The sequence below is a fragment of the Reichenbachiella sp. genome (assembly GCF_965233835.1).
GTDB lineage: Bacteria > Bacteroidota > Bacteroidia > Cytophagales > Cyclobacteriaceae > Reichenbachiella.
In genome coordinates this window covers 2,171,714-2,191,906 of record NZ_OZ247585.1, presented here as the reverse complement: position 1 = coordinate 2,191,906, position 20,193 = coordinate 2,171,714, and the positions used below count along the sequence as shown (strand labels likewise).

The 20,193-nt window shown below is 39.2% G+C and carries 13 protein-coding genes; 2 read left to right on the top strand and 11 right to left on the bottom strand.

The features are described 5' to 3' along the window. Positions 1–56: 56 nt before the first annotated feature. Genes ACO6S2_RS09415 through ACO6S2_RS09395 form a run of 5 tightly spaced genes read right to left on the bottom strand, consistent with a single transcriptional unit; the run spans position 57 to position 10,477 of the window. The gene (locus ACO6S2_RS09415) at positions 57–1,385 is read right to left on the bottom strand and encodes a hypothetical protein (RefSeq protein ID WP_422362248.1); all 1,329 of its coding nucleotides are present in this window, start codon (positions 1,383–1,385) and stop codon (positions 57–59) included. Further along, entirely contained in the window at positions 1,378–2,514 is a 1,137-nt protein-coding gene (locus ACO6S2_RS09410; RefSeq protein ID WP_422362247.1) for a porin family protein, read from the bottom strand. The genes ACO6S2_RS09415 and ACO6S2_RS09410 overlap by 8 nt, the downstream gene beginning before the upstream one ends. Positions 2,515–2,516: 2 nt before the next feature. Continuing rightward, positions 2,517–5,699, bottom strand: a complete 3,183-nt coding sequence (locus tag ACO6S2_RS09405; RefSeq protein WP_422362246.1) for a High-affnity carbon uptake protein Hat/HatR — start codon at positions 5,697–5,699, stop codon at positions 2,517–2,519. Further along, a complete protein-coding gene (locus ACO6S2_RS09400) occupies positions 5,699–7,195 on the bottom strand; it encodes a hypothetical protein (protein WP_422362245.1) in 1,497 nt (498 codons plus the stop codon). Before ACO6S2_RS09400 ends, ACO6S2_RS09405 begins: the two co-directional genes overlap by 1 nt. A 24-nt stretch (positions 7,196–7,219) precedes the next feature. Further along, complete coding sequence (locus ACO6S2_RS09395) at positions 7,220–10,477, bottom strand: HEAT repeat domain-containing protein (RefSeq protein WP_422362244.1); 3,258 nt, start codon at positions 10,475–10,477, stop codon at positions 7,220–7,222. A gap of 419 nt (positions 10,478–10,896) precedes the next feature. Here ACO6S2_RS09395 and pckA point away from each other — a divergent pair, with 419 nt between their 5' ends. Further along, positions 10,897–12,516: a phosphoenolpyruvate carboxykinase (ATP) gene (gene pckA, locus ACO6S2_RS09390; protein WP_422362243.1), complete on the top strand. Its 1,620-nt coding sequence runs from the start codon at positions 10,897–10,899 to the stop codon at positions 12,514–12,516. Positions 12,517–12,581: 65 nt separating this feature from the next. Here pckA and ACO6S2_RS09385 read toward each other — a convergent pair whose 3' ends face one another. The 4 genes from ACO6S2_RS09385 to ACO6S2_RS09370 form a co-directional block, all read right to left on the bottom strand. Beyond that, positions 12,582–14,075: a NupC/NupG family nucleoside CNT transporter gene (locus ACO6S2_RS09385; RefSeq protein WP_422362242.1), complete on the bottom strand. Its 1,494-nt coding sequence runs from the start codon at positions 14,073–14,075 to the stop codon at positions 12,582–12,584. A gap of 76 nt (positions 14,076–14,151) precedes the next feature. Continuing rightward, entirely contained in the window at positions 14,152–15,138 is a 987-nt protein-coding gene (locus ACO6S2_RS09380) for a FecR family protein (RefSeq protein WP_422362241.1), read from the bottom strand. Positions 15,139–15,213: 75 nt separating this feature from the next. Next, a complete protein-coding gene (locus tag ACO6S2_RS09375) occupies positions 15,214–16,548 on the bottom strand; it encodes a carboxypeptidase-like regulatory domain-containing protein (RefSeq protein WP_422362240.1) in 1,335 nt (444 codons plus the stop codon). Positions 16,549–16,662: 114 nt separating this feature from the next. After that, complete coding sequence (locus ACO6S2_RS09370; RefSeq protein WP_422362239.1) at positions 16,663–17,211, bottom strand: RNA polymerase sigma-70 factor; 549 nt, start codon at positions 17,209–17,211, stop codon at positions 16,663–16,665. Positions 17,212–17,360: 149 nt separating this feature from the next. On the opposite strand from ACO6S2_RS09370, the gene ACO6S2_RS09365 reads away from it, so the two are divergent. Next, entirely contained in the window at positions 17,361–18,419 is a 1,059-nt protein-coding gene (locus tag ACO6S2_RS09365; RefSeq protein WP_422362238.1) for an AMP-binding protein, read from the top strand. Here ACO6S2_RS09365 and ACO6S2_RS09360 read toward each other — a convergent pair. Further along, a complete protein-coding gene (locus ACO6S2_RS09360) occupies positions 18,411–19,172 on the bottom strand; it encodes a type III pantothenate kinase (RefSeq protein ID WP_422362237.1) in 762 nt (253 codons plus the stop codon). The genes ACO6S2_RS09365 and ACO6S2_RS09360 overlap by 9 nt on opposite strands. Next, positions 19,169–20,191, bottom strand: a complete 1,023-nt coding sequence (locus ACO6S2_RS09355) for a zinc-binding dehydrogenase (protein ID WP_422362236.1) — start codon at positions 20,189–20,191, stop codon at positions 19,169–19,171. The genes ACO6S2_RS09360 and ACO6S2_RS09355 overlap by 4 nt, the downstream gene beginning before the upstream one ends. Positions 20,192–20,193 lie beyond the last annotated feature (2 nt).

Genomic DNA, 20,193 nt, shown 5'->3' with positions numbered 1-20,193 from the left:
AAATAATTACCTAGTACCACTCAAATAATAAAACAGATTATTAGAATAGTTATATTTTAGTTTTTAAGAAATTCGCCGTTTTTATTAGTTTTCATTAAAGACATCATAGTAGCACTGCCTCCAAAATGGACAGTAGCGGCTATAACCATGGTCCCATCTGCACGACGAATAATCGCATTACCAGCATCGCTTTGAACACTTCCGTACTCTTGAACCTCTTCTTCATAAACCTCACCTACTCCATTTGTACGAATCAAAAGAATTTCATCTTCTCTAGGGTCCGCATCGGCATCACTAAAAGAATTTACGTTTCCAACCACGAAATAGTCGCCACTAGACGTCTGAACCACGTCTGAACCTACGGTATTCCAGTTCTCGGAGGTAGATCTCGGGTAAGTCAATGGTTCTATATCTGCAACTCCCAGTCCTCTCGTAGTTCTAATCAAAAATGCAAACTGGCTGCTTCCTGACCCTGTAGTACCAACAATTGCAATACCGGGGTTGGTATATACAATATTCGTTGCCTCATCATTATCAGTGGTTCCATACTCCACCTTGTTGTCTTCATTTCCGCTAACAATATTAAACTCCTCAACCATTACATCCACTAAGCCTACTCCGATACTCCCAGATGAAGTAATGGAAGCCATATAAAAATATCTTCCATCTGCCTCTAAAAGACTCTTACCAAAATCATCCTCTGAGAAACCTTTAATTCTTTCCCAATCAGTAGTTGCAAAATCTCTTGAAATTTTCATTAACAAAATGCTGTTATCAGCATCTGCAGGATCATTAGATCCTGCAACTACGGAGCCTAATACGATAAGATCATCGCCCGAAAGTAGGACATCCGCTCCGCTTGTCTCTTTGTATTGAGGCACATAGTTCAGGTCAGATGAACTACGAGAATCAAAATATCGATAGACAAGCGAATTAGAGACTGTAAACCCCGTGCTGCTTATATCTACATCCACTAGAAAAAGATGGTCAACGAGAATCTTGTCAAGATTATCATCATCCCGATCAAATGATGAGGTTCCTACAATAAACACTTTTTGGTTAGTCTCATCTAAGTACATCTTTGATGGAATATCGATAGTACCAGTTGTATCATCATTGTTAATAACACCTTCCCATAACCTATTGCCAGCTGTGTCAGTTCTAACTAAATAATAGTCAGAATTGTCTACATCAGTTCTGGATCCTAACAATAAAAACCCATCGCTCAACTCTAACAAATCAATGGCCTTTTCTTCTGATTCCGAACCATAATATTTAATGAAAATTTCAGATTGATCCAGACTATTAGAGTCTTCGCTCATGCAGCCAAACAGGCACGCAATGGATAAAACACAAAGAAGAGGTAAATGCAATCTTCTATTCATCAGTTTTATTTTTCTTCTTACCAAATTTCTTTTCTAACTTCTTATTGGAGTATTTTTTAGGTTTATATATAGACATAATGTAACCAAACGAAACACTCAAATTATTGAGTATTTTATCATCATCCACATGCGCCATATCAAACAACAACTTCTCGTTATTATATCTATACCTAGTTCTAACCGTATTAGCACCTGCCATATTGTATCTCACTTCTAGCAAAAGAAAATTGGTTTTACTCTTAAGCTTTACCCCTACCCCAGCAAAGTAGGACCAATTCCAGTCCTTACGCATTTGGTTGTCTAATAAAGAGAGACTTGTTAATTGTCTTGTTGCTGTACCCGCTCTGCTACCAGCTATTGAGCTATTCAACAAATAATCAATAGAGAGTCCCAAAGTGGCATAAGGAATGAGGTTTCCAAATGGGTAGCCATATCTAACCATCAACGGAACTTTAATTTGACTTTGAGTCTCAGTTAAGGACACTACAAAATTAGTTGACTCAGGATATATGTCTGATAGAGAAGTTATACTGTTGTACCCAATATCATACTTTGTTTGGGCCCAGGCAAATCCACCCAGCACTTCAAGGTTATCAATAATAGTATATTCAAATGTTAACTCTGCCTGAAAACCTATTCCTGCTTTGAACTCTTTGGATACCTCATCTTGATTTGAATAGGATCCAAATTCTCCAATGGAACGAATGAACGTTTGATTCACTCCGATTTTGGCTCCTATTCTAAAGATAGGCTCTGAACGATACTTGTCAAACAAATACTTTAGTTCAATAGGGTCGTCCGGACTAAGCGGATGTTCTGGATCTGCAGTCAATAAATTAATCACCGCATCTTCGGCCTCAGGTCCGTTATCATTGAAAAGGTGTACCAAAGCTAAAAGTCTGTATGCCCTAATTTTTTCTTCCTTTGAAAATCCTCCCTTATTAAAACACTTTACTCTCTTTCCATTCAATAACTCGGGTATTCCACTCAAGCTACCCGCATCAAACATGTCTTCGGCCTGGTTCAATTTTTGAGTACAGTTCAACTCACGTTGTTGAGCCTTTAACTCCCAATTGCCCCAAGAAAGTAAAATTCCAAAAAAGAAAACTGCCGATATTAATCTTGTCATTATCATTGATTATCCTCTCTTTTAGGTTTGCCTTCACAAGTTTCTTCATAGTCAATCCCTGCTCCTACATAGGCTCTCCATGAATTATCACTTAAATTGTGAGCCACTTTCGGATCATCACATATTTTTTCCGCCATTTCATCAGGGTGAGTTGGCCAGTATCTTATGATACCATCACCGGCACCAGTCATTAGTGTTTTGCCATCAGGTGAAAATGCCGCTGACCACACCCATTTCTTACTACCTCTACCTGTGCCATGATCATCTAAAATAAGTGGTAAGTCATTCAAATATTCCATCACCCAAACCCTGGCCGTACCGTCAAAACTTGTGGATGCAAGAAGGGAATTATCTTCACTAAACTCTAAATCAGTAATTTTTGCTGTATGGCCAGTTAACCTTCTAATTTGTTTTCCTTCTTTCATATCCCAAAGGATAACATCTCCTTCTTCATCTCCAATGGCTATGATATTTCCATCTTTGTTAAATGAGATGGCATGAACTGGAGCTCCATCCTTTATATATAGTGATTTCTCCTCATTCTCATTTTCCAAATCCCACAAATAGACACTACCAGACTCACTACCTCCTGCCAAATATCTTCCATCTGGACTCAACGCAAGTGCCTTAACTCTCGATGCCACCCTTGCAATTTCAGTGTTGGTTTTAAAATTATTCATTCTAATAACCTTATCACCCGAAGAAGAAATAAAACCCTTTCCTTCTTTTAAAAATGCCAAATCAAACACTGTTCCAGAGTGTCCAGTCAGTGATTTAGGCTCGCTGCCCTTCTTCTTTAGATCGTAAAGTAAAATTTGATCATCATCACTTCCAACGGCCAACCATCGTTCTTCTGGATCCAAATCGACTACTCGATTTACGAAGTTGTTGTTTATTAACACTTCGCTACTTTTTTTATCGTTAGTCATATCCCAGAACAGAAGCTTACCATCACTGCCTGCTGAGAATAAATGCTTACCGTCATTCGCAAACGTTACAGAACGCACCGCATTTCCTGGAATATGTCCTTTGTAATGATTAAATATATCTGTGGAGTCGGTAAACAAGAGCTCTTTATACGCATAGTAAACCCCAGAGTACACATCCGCATTATATTCCTTCACCCCATGTGACTTATCAAACATCCATGCTTGTCTGGCGATCAATGCCTTCTGTTCAACATCATCATCTATACCCCTAGACTTGATCGCCATGGAGTTCGCAATTGCCTGATAGCGAAGTGCTTGCGCGGCCAACCGTTCCAACTCGGCCCGGTTTGCATTAGCTTCCGCCAATAAAGTAGCCTTTCTTGCTTCTTCAGCACTTTCTTCTGCTAATTTTTGTTGTTCGACTGCACGAGCTTGGGCTTGGACTGCCAGCTGTCTTTGCTCTTCTGCTTTTTGCTTTTCAAGCTCTGCTTGCTGTCGAGCAATATCTGCCTTTTCCTTTTCTTCCTCTGCCCTCCTTTGTTCAATCAAGGCTCGAGCCGCAGCTTCAGTTGCTTTCTTTTCTTGTTCCTTAGCCTTGGCTTCATTTTCCTCAGCTTTTTTTAAGTTCAACTCAGCCAATAAAGTCTGCTTAGTAGCTTCCTCTGCTTTAATATTGGCAAATACCACAAAGAAAATACATACCAGCATCGCAAAACCAAGTACCATGGCCACAACTCTGGAACGCTGTAAGGCCCTCTTTTGGAGTAATTCCTTGTTTCGTTGCTCAGTTTCATACGCTTTCTTACTGGTTTCCAAGAAAACCATGGTTCTCTCGAAAGCCGGGTCATATCGTTGACCCCAGACAAGCGTAGGTTTATTTTCTTCCTGCCAGTTGAGTGCCAACTGCAAATCAGGCATTTTCCAAAGGCCTGCTCTACCCAACTGAAATCTCTCTGCAGATTCTGCCAACTTCAAATACATCTCAGCAGATCTAGATTCCTCGTCCAACCAAGACTTCAATCTTGTCCAAATCCTCATCAAGGATTCGTGAGAGATATCAATTACAGTTTCAGAATCCAACCGAATTCCATGAGGTGGCATTAAAAGGGTTCTTCCAGGTTCACGAAACTTGTCCACTACACGGGTCACTTCTTCTTCATTCACTCCAGAAATTGCAGCAACGGTAGCCAGCTTCGTAGGTCGTCTAATACCTGATGTTTCCGTCCCTCTTTCGGTCAAAGCCTTAAACATTGACTCACAGATTTGTTGCTCACGTTTGGACAATGAGTCAAACGCCTCATTGGCGTGCTGTGAGAGTGCCTCCCTCAATGTACCTATAGCGTTGTAATGCTTGAGATCCATTGGTTCACCCTCTTTCTTATATTCTTTCCAGAATTGCCACGTACGCATCAATGCGTGCTGCAAAATAGGCAGTTGATCCGGGTTGTCTCCTACATCGTTGAGCAATTGTTGCGTTAAACGAGGTGCTATTTTTCCACCCCCTACTGCTACAGGTCCTTCAATGGCTAATCTCTTTTGATCTCTAGTCATTTGCGGGATCAAATAGTGACTATCGTTAATCATTTGCGTCAAATCAGGGAATGCTGCGCAATCACCGATAAAATCAGAACGCATCGTAAGTGCTACGTAAATTGGTGCGTCGTACTGATGCACTGCTTCTAGTAATAGATTTACAAATGCAGAAGACTCGTCCAGATCGGACGACAACGTCTCTAATTTTTTATATCTAAAAAGCTCCTCAAACTGATCGACAAGAACCAAGACATTTTCTTGATCAGAAGATTTGAGCTGTTTTACTGCTTCAATAAGACCTAATGAACTACTTCGGAGCACAGTAGAAGTAATTGTTTTTCTGATGAGTTGTTCTTCATCATCAAGATCATTGTATACCTGATCCTTCTTCAACAAAGCTTCTGCTAAATTATCAATTGGACCACCTCCTGGACGAGTAACTACAATTCTCCAATTTGATCCAGCTTGCGTCATGAAACCACCATAAAGTGTAGGTATTAGACCACAATACATCAAAGAGGACTTACCACTACCAGATGCTCCTAGAATACCAACAAACTTATTCTCTGAGAGCTTCATAAGTACCTCATCACTCTGCCCTTCACGGCCAAAGAATAAATGACTCTCCTCAATTCCAAAGGGCCTCAGGCCTGGAAATGGGTCAACAAACTGTGTAATATCAGCTTGTTGTTCTTGTCCGACTTCTATTTCTTTTTCGCTCATTAGTCTTGTAGTTTAGCTAAAAAGGGTTCTATTTTTTTTGGCTCAAACGTCCCGTCTCCTAATACCAAGGTACCCGAGTTGTTGACCAAATTATTAACCTTACTATTATCTTCTGTGAAAATTGCAGTAGCCTTCATTGGCTTAGTACGTCCAAATCCTGGAGCTTTCAATAAATCCTGCATTTTTGTTCTTATCCATTCTGGTGAAGATTTACCAAAATAGATCAACGATGCATCACAACGTCTTAAGTTTTCCTGATGCAAATATCTTAAGTCCATTAAATCACCTTCAAACATTGAGGTCACCACGCTAAATCCCTTTTCCTTCAAGCAATCCATTACTGGTTTTACCGCGTCACTGTCTAATTGATCGCAAATTAAATAGATCAAATTACCATCCTCTGGTAATTGCTCATCTACCTCAATCTCTTTAGCTTTGAATCTACCGCCTGTAACCAGTTCTTCTCGAATAATAGATTTCAACTCTTGAAGAGGAATTTGTAAAACCTCTGCTTCGTCTAATGACGCCGCATCACTTTTGAGGTCTTCAATAAAAATCTTTTGTCGCTCACTAACATTTTTTAAATCTGGCGAAAGCCATATTAATCGGCTGAACTTCTCTCCACCTCCGTGTTTTACATTATAATCATGAATATCATGAGTATGTTTAGACGCTATTTGATTTTGGATATCCACAACAGAAAGATCAGAACCCGCCGGCTTATATCCATAATCTTCTCCAATCAGGTGAATAGACAAACAACATCTATCTAAGTCTTGTTTTATCAACGGTTCCAACGCGTGCACATCTTTTGGCAAAGATTGATCCGGTAACACTCTGTAACCATGCCTTATAAGCTCCCTTTTGACGGTATCTCTTTGAATAATCATGTCAACACCTGAATTAGCTAAGTAAATGGTCTTCTCTTTGCCTACTTCTTTTTCTTCCTTCTTTTTTGTCCCTAATTCCTCAAGTTTGGTTTGAATTTGATAGATATCATAAGACATGTCTACCATTTTCATCCAATAGCTTCTCTCCGCTTCATTTCCAAAAAACCTCTTAAACTCTTGAGGCTCCCCAGTCAAAGGATCAATATGAAAGAAATCATAAGACAGTATGTCTGAATATTCAGGTAGAAATTCATCCACATCAATCGGAAACTTGATCACCTTAAACAGTCGAGATAATCCCACCATCGAAAGTGTATTACTCTCCTTTGCGGTACTGGCAAAAAGATTCACCCCATTGATAAGCGTAGGGTTATTCAGAAAGTCTTTGGATAGAATAGATACCAAAACACCACTTGACGAATATAAATCTACATGACTATCGTTTTCTGATACCATTTTTATATTCGGTTGCTTCCCAGAAACCTGCTCCAGTAGTGTGGTGAGGAATTTATAAAAATTAGTCACCCAGCCCTTACTTGATCCACCCCCAATAGGTTGATCGTCAGCAGTGTGATAGGCAAGTAATATTTCCTGTTCGATATTCATTGGCTCAATATTTTGTTAGCTGGTTTAATGGAATATTGATTCTTCTACTTCTTCTTCAATTTCGGCCTCATTGACAATGGTCAGAATTCCATCCACCATTTCTATGTTTCTTGATACAGCATCATACAACTCACCTTTCTCAATAGTAAGAAGTAAACATTCAGTATCTGAGACCAGAGAATAAGGACAGGTATCCGACGCAAGAATAAGTTTATGTCCTATAATATCCTTTTTCTCTAATTTTTTAACATCCCCATTTTCATAGGTTGCCGTTAATTTACCTTTAATTACTATAAAGACGGGTGCATCCCCTGAATCCCCTACCTCCATGATGGTAGTATTTGGCTCTACCATTATTTCTTCAAATCGTTTGGCTAAGTCTAACAGAATTACCCCAGGAATATCCATGAAGGATGGGATCTGCTTCAAAAGAACGGCTCTTTCAATGATTAATAATTTTTGATGAAACTTCTCTTCTGTTGATTTAAAAACAGGAGGAACAATGGCTTTATCAAGTTTCTTTTTAACAGACCCCTTAAGACGTTTCGTATGATACTGGTACTGCTCCTGATCCAATTTGTATATTACAGCAGCAGCCGTCTGCACCATAGTTTCATCTGGATTGAACAAATTGGCAATCAAATCATCCGTTACTTTCTGTCCTCTCATGAGTGTCAGCTTATACATAGCAAGACACTTCGTCCACTTATTGATGTTGTTGTAATCTCTATTTACAATCTGAAGTAGTAAATCTGAATAATCTTCAAAACTTTCTGGTGGGTAAAAATCGTGGAGCTTTACCAGTTTGTCTTTTGGCTCGTCATCATCCAAGACCGCAATCAATTTAGGTCTTAGTATTTCATCTACAAAAATTCCAAGCATCTCAATTCCAAAAGAAACACTATCCGTGGTTCCCACTTCAATGTTATCTCTCACAAGTTTGATACTCTGGGCATCGTATATCATAGCCAGCAGCATGAACAAGTGTTCATAGTTCTTTTTATTCTCTTCCTCAAAGGCCTGAACAACCAATCTGTCAAAAAAATCATCTCTTGGAATCTCTAACAAGGCCTTAATGTTCCACGTTAAATCACTGATCGTGCTATCAATGGCTAACTTTATTCTGGCTGCATGAAAATCTTTTGCTTCGAATCCAATAAAACTCAGCGAAAGCAATAATTCAGAAATAATATTTTTATCAGGAAAATCAATCTTTTTCCAAAGCATCTCAGTAGCCTGCTTTCCGCCCACCTTACCAAAGATCTGCATAATTCTGATCATGGCGTCTAGCTCCTGACCCGTTTTGTAAAACGCCGAATCTATGGCATGAAACATAGTTTCGCCTGAAGAGATCAAGGCTGAATCGGCCACATTACTATAAGCAGGCAAGTGTAGGTTTTCAATTAGAATCGACCAAAACTCAGGACGCTTCAGCTTACCTGCGCTAACCATTGCTGCCTTTCTTACTGCTGGGTTAATGTCTCGTAACAACTCCACCAAGAAGGGAATAAACTTATCATCTTCAAGCTTTGCCAATGCTCGTCCTGCATAAATTCTGTCTTGAATGTCTGTGGATCTTACCAATTTTTTAATACCAACTTCGGTAAGTTCATAATCCACCATTTCCTTCAAGGCCTTGATTGTCTCAATTCCTACTCTTTTGACATCCTCATCCTCTTCTTTTCTAATTTCCCTTGCCAAGATCTCAAGAGTATTGAAGCTTTTAAGCTCATGCAATCTACGATAGGCATATATCCTGATATGCTTGTGTTCAGAACGAATGAAATCAAGTAGAGAGTAATCTAGCATGATTGGTTCCATTCTCTCAAGGAGCTTCAATGCATTTAATATTCTCTCTGGATTTCTTTTTCTTAATTCATTCTTAATTACATTAACAGTATTGTGATCATTTCGAGTACCGGAGCCCTTCAGTTTTGATTTTTGATCCTCCAAAGTCTTTTTCAACTCCTTTTTATATTCCACATACAACTTGCCGGCATACAAAATAATCAAACCAGCCAGCACCATGATAAAATACGCATAGTGAATCAACTTAAAGAAAGTCAACGTACCTAAGGCTATTTGCAAAGCACCTGCCGCCAATACCGCAATCTCATTTACCACTCCTTCTACCCTAGACTGAATGTCAAAGCGAATTTTCACATCAAACGGCAGGAAAAACAGTTTAAAAGCGGGATTTTCAAGTGCATCCTTCAGAGAAGAGGTGAATACCTTTCCTACTACTAGGAAGATAAAGAAAAATAAGAAGTCATCTGTTTTGACATCATAAACAAACAAGTGACCAGAGAATATTGCTCCCAACGTAAAGAGTGCTAGAATAAGAGGCATCACCATGAGCGAGACTCTTAGTCCATATCGACCAATGATTATATCATTTATAAAACTCTGAATAAGGAAACTAAGGATCATCACCGTACCATTAGTAAATGAAAGGAATGTTCTCAATTCCTTTTCATCTGGATACATGATTTCAGTTGCAGATAAGTAGACAAAATTTGCAAAAACCGCAGAGGCCATTGAGAATACCATAAATATGCATAACATTCTCAAATACTTATCCTTGACCAAATCCACGTACGTGACTTTTCTTACTTTTCTCACATCAGAGGTTCGGATTTTGGTCGCTGAATCCAAATTGAAATCCTTAACAATCCATATGGCAAATACTAAAATACCAAAAGCAGCAACCGTAGACATCAACAACAAATCGTGTGTCTCATTGATCAATCCCATGGCTGAAAGTACTGGAATAGAAAAGAAGGCGATCATCGTTGCCACCAACTGACCTGTATCAATACCTCCAATAATTCTTTTAGCCTGTTTCAAATCCCAAATCCGACCAAAAACACCCCAAAACGAAAGTATGGTAATTGATATTAATGGTCCCATCATCACGAATAGAATGAAAGGCAAATAATGAAACCCTAAATGGTCAGTCTTATATTCCGTATACCAAAAGGCAAATCTAATTCCTGCAATAAATAGAAAAACCAAAAAAGCTATTGTCAGGAGAAGTGTTGAAAAGTTAATTTTCTTCTGGAACTGAACATACAAACCAGCACTAAGTATTCCCGTCACCCCTGAAAGGAAAATTGCTCTTGCAAGATAGTGTTCTCCTACTGTAGCGACAAACAGAGTTTCTGCGCCAACCGTTAAGCTGGCTATAAAAACCCCCATAAAAAATCCTTGACCAAGCAAGAGAAGCATTTGCTTTTCTTCACCAGGTTCACCGCCAAGAAATGCTAGAAATGATTGTAGCAAAGTTCCGAGTTTATTTAAGTTTATTTAATTTTTTAATATAATTTGAATTCCAGCCTATTCCAAGTAAAATTAGATTTTTCCAAGAAATCACCAGTGTCAAATATAACTTTTTAAAGTTTCAACAAGATGCTCTTTTCACCTCTGTAAAAACCCAACCTTGATCCTGAGCTACCAAATTAAAAACCAAACATAAGTAAAATAAACCGTACTATGCAAGGAGAATTAGGTGTATCAAGTAAAAGAAATCTCCTATTCAATAGGTATTTATACCTACCCTAAGATACGTTCAATTTTTCCCTCCTATTGTCCTATTTTAGATTTGGACTATACTTCGGTTAAATATCTTTTACAAATCATTTTTTGGCAGTCATAAATAGCTTAATTTCGCGCCTAGATAGTTAACCCAAAACTGATTAAACATGCAGCAATATGGATTGATACCAACAACAAATGGTATCGAAACTTCTGGCATTAAAACGGCCGAAAGCATACACTGGAATCTCACTCCTGCCGAACTAGTCGAAGAGGCCATCAAGAACAATGAGGGACGAATCACAGATACAGGAGCGCTAATGTGCGACACTGGTAAATTCACTGGTCGTTCTCCAAAAGATCGATTTATTGTCGAAGATGCGAAAACTAAGGACACCGTTTGGTGGGGAAACGTTAACATCCCATTTTCGGAAGATCAATTTGATAAGCTTCATCAAAAAATGATCTCTTTCCTTGAAGATAAAAAACTTTATGTTCGAGATGCCTACGCAGGCGCTGACAAGACTTACAGACTGAACCTAAGAGTGATCAACACACTGGCTTGGCAGAACTTGTTTTGCAACAATATGTTTCTCAGACCTGAGCAATACAAGCTCAAGGAATTCGATCCGAACTTTACCATTATTTGTGCTCCTGAGTTTGAAGCAGATCCTGAAGTTGATGGCACACGCCAAAGCAACTTTGCTGTAATCAATCTTACGAAGAGAATCATTCTTATAGGTGGTACAGCTTATGCGGGTGAAATGAAAAAAGGAATATTCTCAGTGCTCAACTATATTCTTCCTGAAGAAAGAGGAGTATTGTCTATGCATTGTTCAGCTAACATCGGAAAAAAACATCATGATACAGCCATCTTTTTTGGCCTATCAGGTACGGGCAAAACCACTCTATCTGCAGACCCGAACAGGGGATTGATTGGTGATGATGAGCATGGCTGGACCGAAGACAATGTGTTTAACTTTGAAGGTGGTTGTTATGCCAAGGTGATTGATCTCACCAGGGAAAAAGAACCAGAGATTTATGATGCTATCAAGTTCGGTGCAATCGTTGAAAACACGAGATTTCATGATAACACTAGCACAGTTGACTATGCTAATGTTTCGGTAACCGAAAACACCAGAACTGCATACCCGATTAATCACATATCTAATGCAGTAGTACCATCAATAGGTGGTATTCCAAAGAATATTTTCTTCTTGACATGCGACGCTTTTGGAGTAATTCCTCCAGTCTCTAAAATGACTAAAGGACAAGCGATGTATCACTTCATATCAGGATATACAGCGAAAGTGGCAGGTACAGAAGCGGGTATAACTGAACCTCAAACAGCCTTTAGTGCATGTTTTGGTGCCCCTTTCCTTCCTCTTCACCCTACTAAGTACGCAGAGATGCTTGGTGAGAAAATGGAAAAATATGATGTGAATGTTTGGCTGATCAATACAGGTTGGACTGGCGGACCATATGGTGTTGGTTCAAGAATGAAGCTGAAATACACCAGAGCAATGATCACCGCAGCATTAAATGGTACACTAGACAATGTAGGATTCAGAACTCATTCTATTTTCGGTGTTCAAATTCCATTGACTTGCCCAGAGGTTCCTTCTGAAGTATTGAGTCCTAGAGAGACTTGGAAGAATGATCAAGGGTACTACAAAAAGGCCAACGACTTGGCAAGACAGTTTGTAGAGAATTTCAAGAAGTACAGTGATTTTGCGAATGACGAAATTATGGGAGGAGAACCAGTTCCAAACCCTAAGTATGATTAATTCATAAATTAAGACTTAATTCACCAAAGCCCTTTCAGAAATGAATGGGCTTTTTTATTACTCTATTACAGCAACATACCCACTATGGTAGCTGAGAGTAATGAAGCCAATGTACCCCCAAGCAAAGCTCTTAAACCGAGTTCTGACAACAAAACACGTTTTGAAGGGGCAAGCCCTCCTATTCCTCCTATCTGAATGCCTATTGAAGCAAAATTGGCAAATCCACAAAGCATATAGGTCGACATGATAATAGATCTACTACTAGCAAACGCTCCTTCACTTTTCAACCGAGCCAGACTCTCATAACCCACAAATTCACTAGCAATTAGTTTTTCTCCTAACAAGCGCCCTACAAGGGTAATGTCCTCAGAGGCCACGCCAATCAGCCACATAAGGGGTGCAAAAGTGTACCCAAACAAAAACTCAAAACTCAGTCCTGAGTAATTACCCCCTGTTGCATTAACTATCAGTTTATTCAAACCCAACAGCTCGCCAACCTCACCCAAACCGAAATTCACCATAGCTAGAAAGGCAAAAAACACTAAAAGCATCGCTCCAATATTTAGAGCAAGTTTAAGACCTTCAGTAGTGCCATTAGACATCGCATCCAATAGATTGCTACCCACATTAACATGACTTACTTCAACTTTTTCGTTGATATCTTCTGTTTGAGGAATCAAGACCTTCGAGATAACCACTGCACCTGGAGCGGCCATAATTGATGCAGCAAGCAAATGTTTTGCGAAAATTAGACGCTGAGCAGGGTCATCCCCTCCAAGAAAGCCTATATAAGCCGCTAATACTCCGCCTGCCACGGTCGCCATACCTCCAGTCATTACCAGAAGCATTTCAGATTTATTCATGCGATCAAGGTAAGCCTTGATCATTAATGGTGCCTCAGTCTGCCCAAGAAAAATGTTACCTGCTACACTCAAACTCTCTGCTCCACTCAACTTCATCGCTTTAGTCATCAACCAAGCCAGAGCATAAACTATACGTTGAATAATTCCCAAATAAAATAAAACACTGGTAATGGCAGAAAAGAAGATTACTGTTGGCAAAATCTGTAAGGCGAAAACAAAACCGTAGGATTCAATATCCATAAAACCGCGAAAAAGAAACTCGCTTCCTATTTTTGTGAAATCTAGAATTTTGGTAAAAATTCTTCCAACAATCTCAAACAAACCGCGCACTAGAGGTATATGCAATATGGATAAGGCTAGTCCTAATTGGATAATTAACCCTGCTCCTACAACCTTCCATGAAATAGCTCTTCTATCTGTACTAAAAACCCAGGCAATAAACACCAAGACTATCATACCCAAAAGTCCTCTCAAAACAGTCCAGATACTTGATTCCGCATCTCCTTCTAAAGTCAAAATATTAGCTTTGTCACTATCTGAATTTTCCGCCTTTACCACAGGTGGCTCTACTTCTAAAACCACATTGGTGACAGTATCGCTCGATTGAATAGCTGAATCTGCCTGACTATTGATTTGAGCATGAACGTTACCAGAAAAGGCAATAATCACACTGAATAGGGCTAAAATTTTCTTCATTGAATGCACAAAAAAATTCCAGCCGGATTGACTGGAATTGCAATATAATAATTTCTAAGGCTTTTAGCCGAATAATCTATTGGACCACAATGCAACCCTCACCTGAAAGCGAAAATTCATTTGCACTTGATTTAGTTAACTCAAGGTTAAAAGTTCTACTTAAAATTTCAAGAACTGATTCGATAGGTTGATTGTCAAATTTTGCAGAAACTTTACAGTTATGAATTTTGTCATTAGAAACAGCTATCTTAACTCCATAAACCTCCTCTAGGGTCCCTAGCACACTTTGCAAATCCTTGTTGTCAAACTCCACTAGTTTGGTCTTCCATGCTAGGTAGTTGTAATCCTCTATCGATGATTTTTCAAATCCTACAGCATCCTCTACCAAACGACCAACTTCTCCTGCAACCAGATGAACTGTATTTTCAACTTTGCTCTCCTTTTTACTGACAGCCACTTTTCCTGTTTTCACAATAACTTCAGTACTGGAATTCATCGCAAGCGTATTCACTAGAAACGATGTACCTAAAACTTCTATCTTAGAATTATCTGTATTCACAATGAATGGCTTTGTTTCATCTCTTCTTATGTCAAAAAATGCTTTACCCTGAAGACTTACATTTCGAGTCTCTCCATCAAACACTTCATCATAAGTTAAAACAGAATTTTGGCTCAGTGTCACAACTGACCCATCAGGTAAGGTGATAATTTCAAGGTTTTCAGAAGCTTCAATAGCAACTATGTTATCGGTATCAAAGATTTTGTCTTTCCCAAAGAAAATCAATCCAATCCCCAATACAGCTATGGCTGCGTATTTTAGATAGGCTTTGAAACCACCAGATTGAAGTTCTTCATTAGCCCCTTCAATAGCGTCAATTCTATTCATCACAGCACTCAGGGCAGCTGATTTATTCACATCTTGCTTGTTACTAAACTTCCAAGCCATGTGGTATTCTAGAAATTCAGAAGCATTCTTATCACTCTCACTTCTCCACTCTTCAATTTTTCTAGCCTCATCCTTCGAGAGGTTTCCGGAAAAATATTTTACTAACTTCTCTTCCATAATTACGGTTTATATCGCCTACTTAACAAGTACAAAAACAAGTACCCCTATAGCAAACAATGACAAATTTATACATCACGGTGTATATTCAAAAGGCATATATTCTGCCACACGCTCCCAAGACCAGTATCCATACGTCGTAACGGCCAATGGCTCATTAAAAAAGCCCTTTGAGTTGATTGTGACCACCGGTAAATTTAATTTAATAAATGACATCTGGCCGACATTTCGTCCAGCAGTTGTTATACTTCCATTGTGAACTGAAGCATTGTTGTTATTCATTTGTAATTGATCAAAAACATATGCCGCACTTTCATATTCTTTGGTATAGATGACTAACAGATATTTAGTAAATTTTAGTGTATTGTCGAACGCAAATTGTTCTCGATCGGCATGTAATTTGGCCGGCAATTCGAAATATGAATTGTTAATACTGGACGGAAGTTCATCTACCTCATCAATAACAAACCCCTCTTTCTTCAACCGCCCACTAGTCAATGCTCTTAAAAAATGAGTCATGGAACCTCCATAACTTTTCTGTCTATTCCTAATAATTCGTTTGCGCTCCACATTACTATTAACAGGAAGTTCTTCAAAATTTGAGATTCCAAGGAGTCTAGTCACCGTCGGCGTATGCTCGAAAAGTTCGAGGATATAATTGATTCTATATCCTAGAGCTAAATTTTCAATAATCAGCGGCTGGGCCGCTGTAGCCTTCAATTCACCAGTGTCTCTATTGTAATCAATATCCAATACGTCTGGATTGACAATGGTACACTTGGTCGCATTTTGGGTATTTCCTAAAAACTCTTCTTTAAAAATCTTAAAGCCACGATCCCAGTTCTTTTGAGCATCACTGTTGGCTCTAATTTCTATATTTTTGAGTTGTGTAGTTTTAGGTTCCAGTTTGATTGGAATATGAACGAACTGTTGATCACCCTCTACTGTAACCATTGTGTGGGCCAAGGTGTAAACGATATGGGAAAACACAATTTCATATTTTCCGGGAGTAAATCCCTTGATTACAAAATTGCCATTAATATCCGTCGAACTTCCCTTTAAGGTCCCCGCAACATAAACATTCACACCTGGAATGGGTTCTCCCGTATCAACATCTCTAACGTTACCTCTAATGTTTATCTTTTCAAAGAAATACTGAGTGGTGGTGGTTGCGCTAGATTTAAAGAGAATTACCTGACCGTTAATCGTCGTATATTCAACCCCTGTCCCTAACAGCAATTGATTCAATACGCTTTCTAAACTTGCTTCTTCATACGACAAAGTGAATCGCTGTCGTTCATCAACAATATCCGAACTATAGGAAAAAAAGACGTTGGTTTTATAACTGATATGATTGAGTGCGCTGTCTATTGTAACTTCTCTAAGGGAGATTTGAAGCTTTTTACTCATAACCGCTCGTTTTTGTGCCAAGCAGTTATTAGAAGTAACAATAAGACCAACCACCATAGGCAGTACAAAGCTCAACATATATGCCAGGCGTTTGGTCATTTACTTTGGGGTAATTTATCGTCTAAATTCTTTCAGGTTTTCTCGAAGAACACGCAGAGCTTTACCCATCTGTACTTCAATAGTTTTGATGGACAACCCCATGTGATCAGCAATTTCCTGATACTTTAATCCTTCAAATCTACTGAGTTTAAATATTTTCTGGCACTGTGGCGGCAGATCATCTATAGCTTTATGGATTTCTGCCTGAACGTTCATTTCTTCATCTGCCTCATACTTCACCTCCTCAGCATGCTCCATCTGATCTATGATGTGCTGACGGTAAGAATCCCTAACCTTCAAATGTTTGAGATGATTGAGACAAGTATTGTGAACCGAACGGTATAAATAAGACTTTAAGGATGAGTCCTCTGCTATGGTGTCACATTTCTCCCAAAATTTCACGAACACATCCTGAACAATCTCCTCTGCCTCCTCGTATTCGTCTAAGAACCTAAAAGCATAATTGCATAATGCTTTATAGTATTCATTAAAAACAATTTCGAAGGCCGCCTTTTCTTTATTAATTATCCTCTTTACGAGTAAATTGACCTGATTATCTAACATTATCTAATTTTCCCAAACTGGATAAGCCCTGAGCTTATGTTGCAATTTCAAACATAATACATTCTTGACGCATATAAAATTATCAAGATTGGTAATGGTTTTTTTTTGATATTTGACGCTAACAAAAGTAATACTAATACTCTCAATTGATGGAAATAGTTTTCGAAGAGACCAACTACTCGCTAAAGGCACTCAACGACCTGCAGGATTCTTATCCTGAAGCAGATAGGCTTTTGCATTTCATCAAATGCTGGGTCAATGGGGATACTCGTTTTCAATTTCAAACCTCTGGTTCTACCGGACCCCCAAAACAAATCCATATCTCTAGAGAACAAATTATAGCAAGTGTGGCGGCCACAAGTAACTTTCTAAGGTTAAACAAATCTCATCGCGCACTCATCTGTCTGGATCCCAACTTTGTGGCATCCATCATGATGGCTGCTAGATGCCTCGTTAACGATATGGACTGTTTTTTAGCCCGACCCAGTGCTGATCCTTTAAAATCAATCGACAAAAAAATAAGCTTTGCTTCTTTTGTGCCCTTTCAAATTTATAAAATGATGGAAAATAAAACCATCACTCAGTTAAGTAAAATTGAGAACATTCTTGTTGGGGGTGCTCCCTTGACTCAATCTGGCTTCGAAACCCTTGCTAATATCAACACTAATATTTTTGTCACTTATGGCATGACGGAAACAGTCAGTCATGTAGCACTGATGCCCGTAAGGGAAAGTTTTTCAGATGCGTATTATGAAGTTCTCCCTGACATTCGGATCGGACAGGATGAGGATGGTTGCCTTCATATCACAGGTAAAGTCACCGAAGGAAAAAAAGTGCAGACCAATGATATCGTGGAGATGCTTGCCAAAAACAAATTCAGGTGGCTAGGTCGAAGAGACCACGCGATCAATTCAGGAGGTATTAAAATTCACCCAGAACAATTGGAAAAATCCATTGAAGGACATTTCTCTACGGAGTTTATGATTAGCTGGAGGCCGGATCCGAAATTAGGCAGTGCATGCATTCTCATCATTGAGGATAAGCCAATTCAGAAAGAAAAACAAAATGAGATTGAAAGCATCATCGTTGAAAGCTTTTCAAAATACCATGTACCTAAACAGATAATTGAATTAAAAGAGTTTGAAAGAACTGATTCTGGTAAAATAAAGCGAGAAGCAACAAGAAAAAAAGCACTGAACTTATTTTAGCCGATCCAAAATCACTCGAAGGCCATCTAAGGTCAAATTAACATCCATCTCATCAAATAGATCGTGTAGTGGTTTGAAAATAAAAGACAGTCCTCCCGTTGCTATTACCTTTGAATTTCCTCCCATTTCTACTTTCACCTGATTGACCATGTGACGCACCATACCCACATATCCTTGCATAATCCCTGCCTGTAAGGCTTCCACGGTATTATTTCCTAATACTTTTGTCGGAATTTCTAATGGAATCTCCGGTAAACGAGCCGTATTTGAAGACAACGACTTCATAGCAGTACGAACTCCAGGAGCGATAGCCACGCCTAAAATTTCGCCGTTATTACTTACACTAGTGAAAGTTAAAGCCGTACCAAAATCCACCACAATCACCTCTTGTTTGAATCGCTCGAAGGCTCCAATAGCATTGGCGGCCAAATCAGAGCCCAGTTCATAAGGATCAATATCCCCTAGATTAAGTCGTCCGAGCAACTCACCATCAACTACCTGAATAATACCCTCATAAAAGCTATTAAAGACCTCCAATATGACTGATGTGAGATCAGGCACCACGCTACTTAGTATCACTTGTTTTACCGTAGGCACAGGAACATTTTCTTCCAATAGAAAGACTCTCAAACGTTTTTCATATTCGGCAGCCTCCATTTCTAGATTACTCGGGACGCGAAAAATATGCTTCCAATCCTGATTATAAAAACCGACTACTACATCAGTATTACCTATATCAATAGCTATAGTCATACTTTTGTTTTTACTACTACTTTTCCTGTCGATTTTCCACTTTGAAACAGCTTGATAGCATCATGGAGTTGATCAAATTCGAAGACCTGACCAACCATTGGTTTGCCCAAATCAAGCTTTGCCATGTCCTTCAATAAATCATCCATCACATCCACCTTTTCATATAACCAAATCAAGTTGAATCCCATCACCGAACGGTTTTCCTGAATCATCTGCTGCGGGTCTATCTTTGGTCTTGTGAGAAATTTCCAAAGTAGTTTTAAATAATTTGGTTTGGAACCCGGCGAAGCAAACTGAGAAGCTCCTACTACCACCATTCTGCCTTGAGGGGCCAACAAATTGTAGCCAGCCTTGAATATCTCTCCTCCAATGGTCTCTACAATAAGGTCGAGTTCACGACCATCTAGCGCTTCTTCTAAATCCTTTCCAAAGTTTTTTCTGCGAACGATCTTGGCGTCAAACCCTTCGGCTTCCAGTACACTCATTTTTTTATCACTACCTATTGTACCAATCGTAAATGCATCATAGCATTTGGCAATTCGATTAGCCATGATGCCGACTCCTCCAGCACCACTGTGAATCAGTACATTTTGATTTTTCTGTAAGCCACCTAGAAACACCAAAGCATAGTAAGCTGTCATACCTTGTACCAAGTACGCTGCTCCTTCTTCATAAGTCCAATCATCAGATAGCGATACAATATGGCGGTCATCAATATTGAGATGACTGCCATAGCCTCCGAATCGGGTCACTCCCATAACACGATCACCTTCTTTGAAACCAGACACGTCCGCTCCTGCTTTTGTGATCTTCCCAGCAAACTCTAACCCAGGCACAAAGCTACCTTTCGGCGTGGCACTATAAAGCCCATGAATAGCGAAGACATCAGCGAAATTCAGGCCTATGGCATGTACTTCTACCTGTACCTCATTGGCTTGAGGTTCTTCTAATGACTCGGTGACTAATTTCAGATTTGAAGTAGAACCAACTTTGTCGATCCGATAGGCTTGTCTTTCCATAA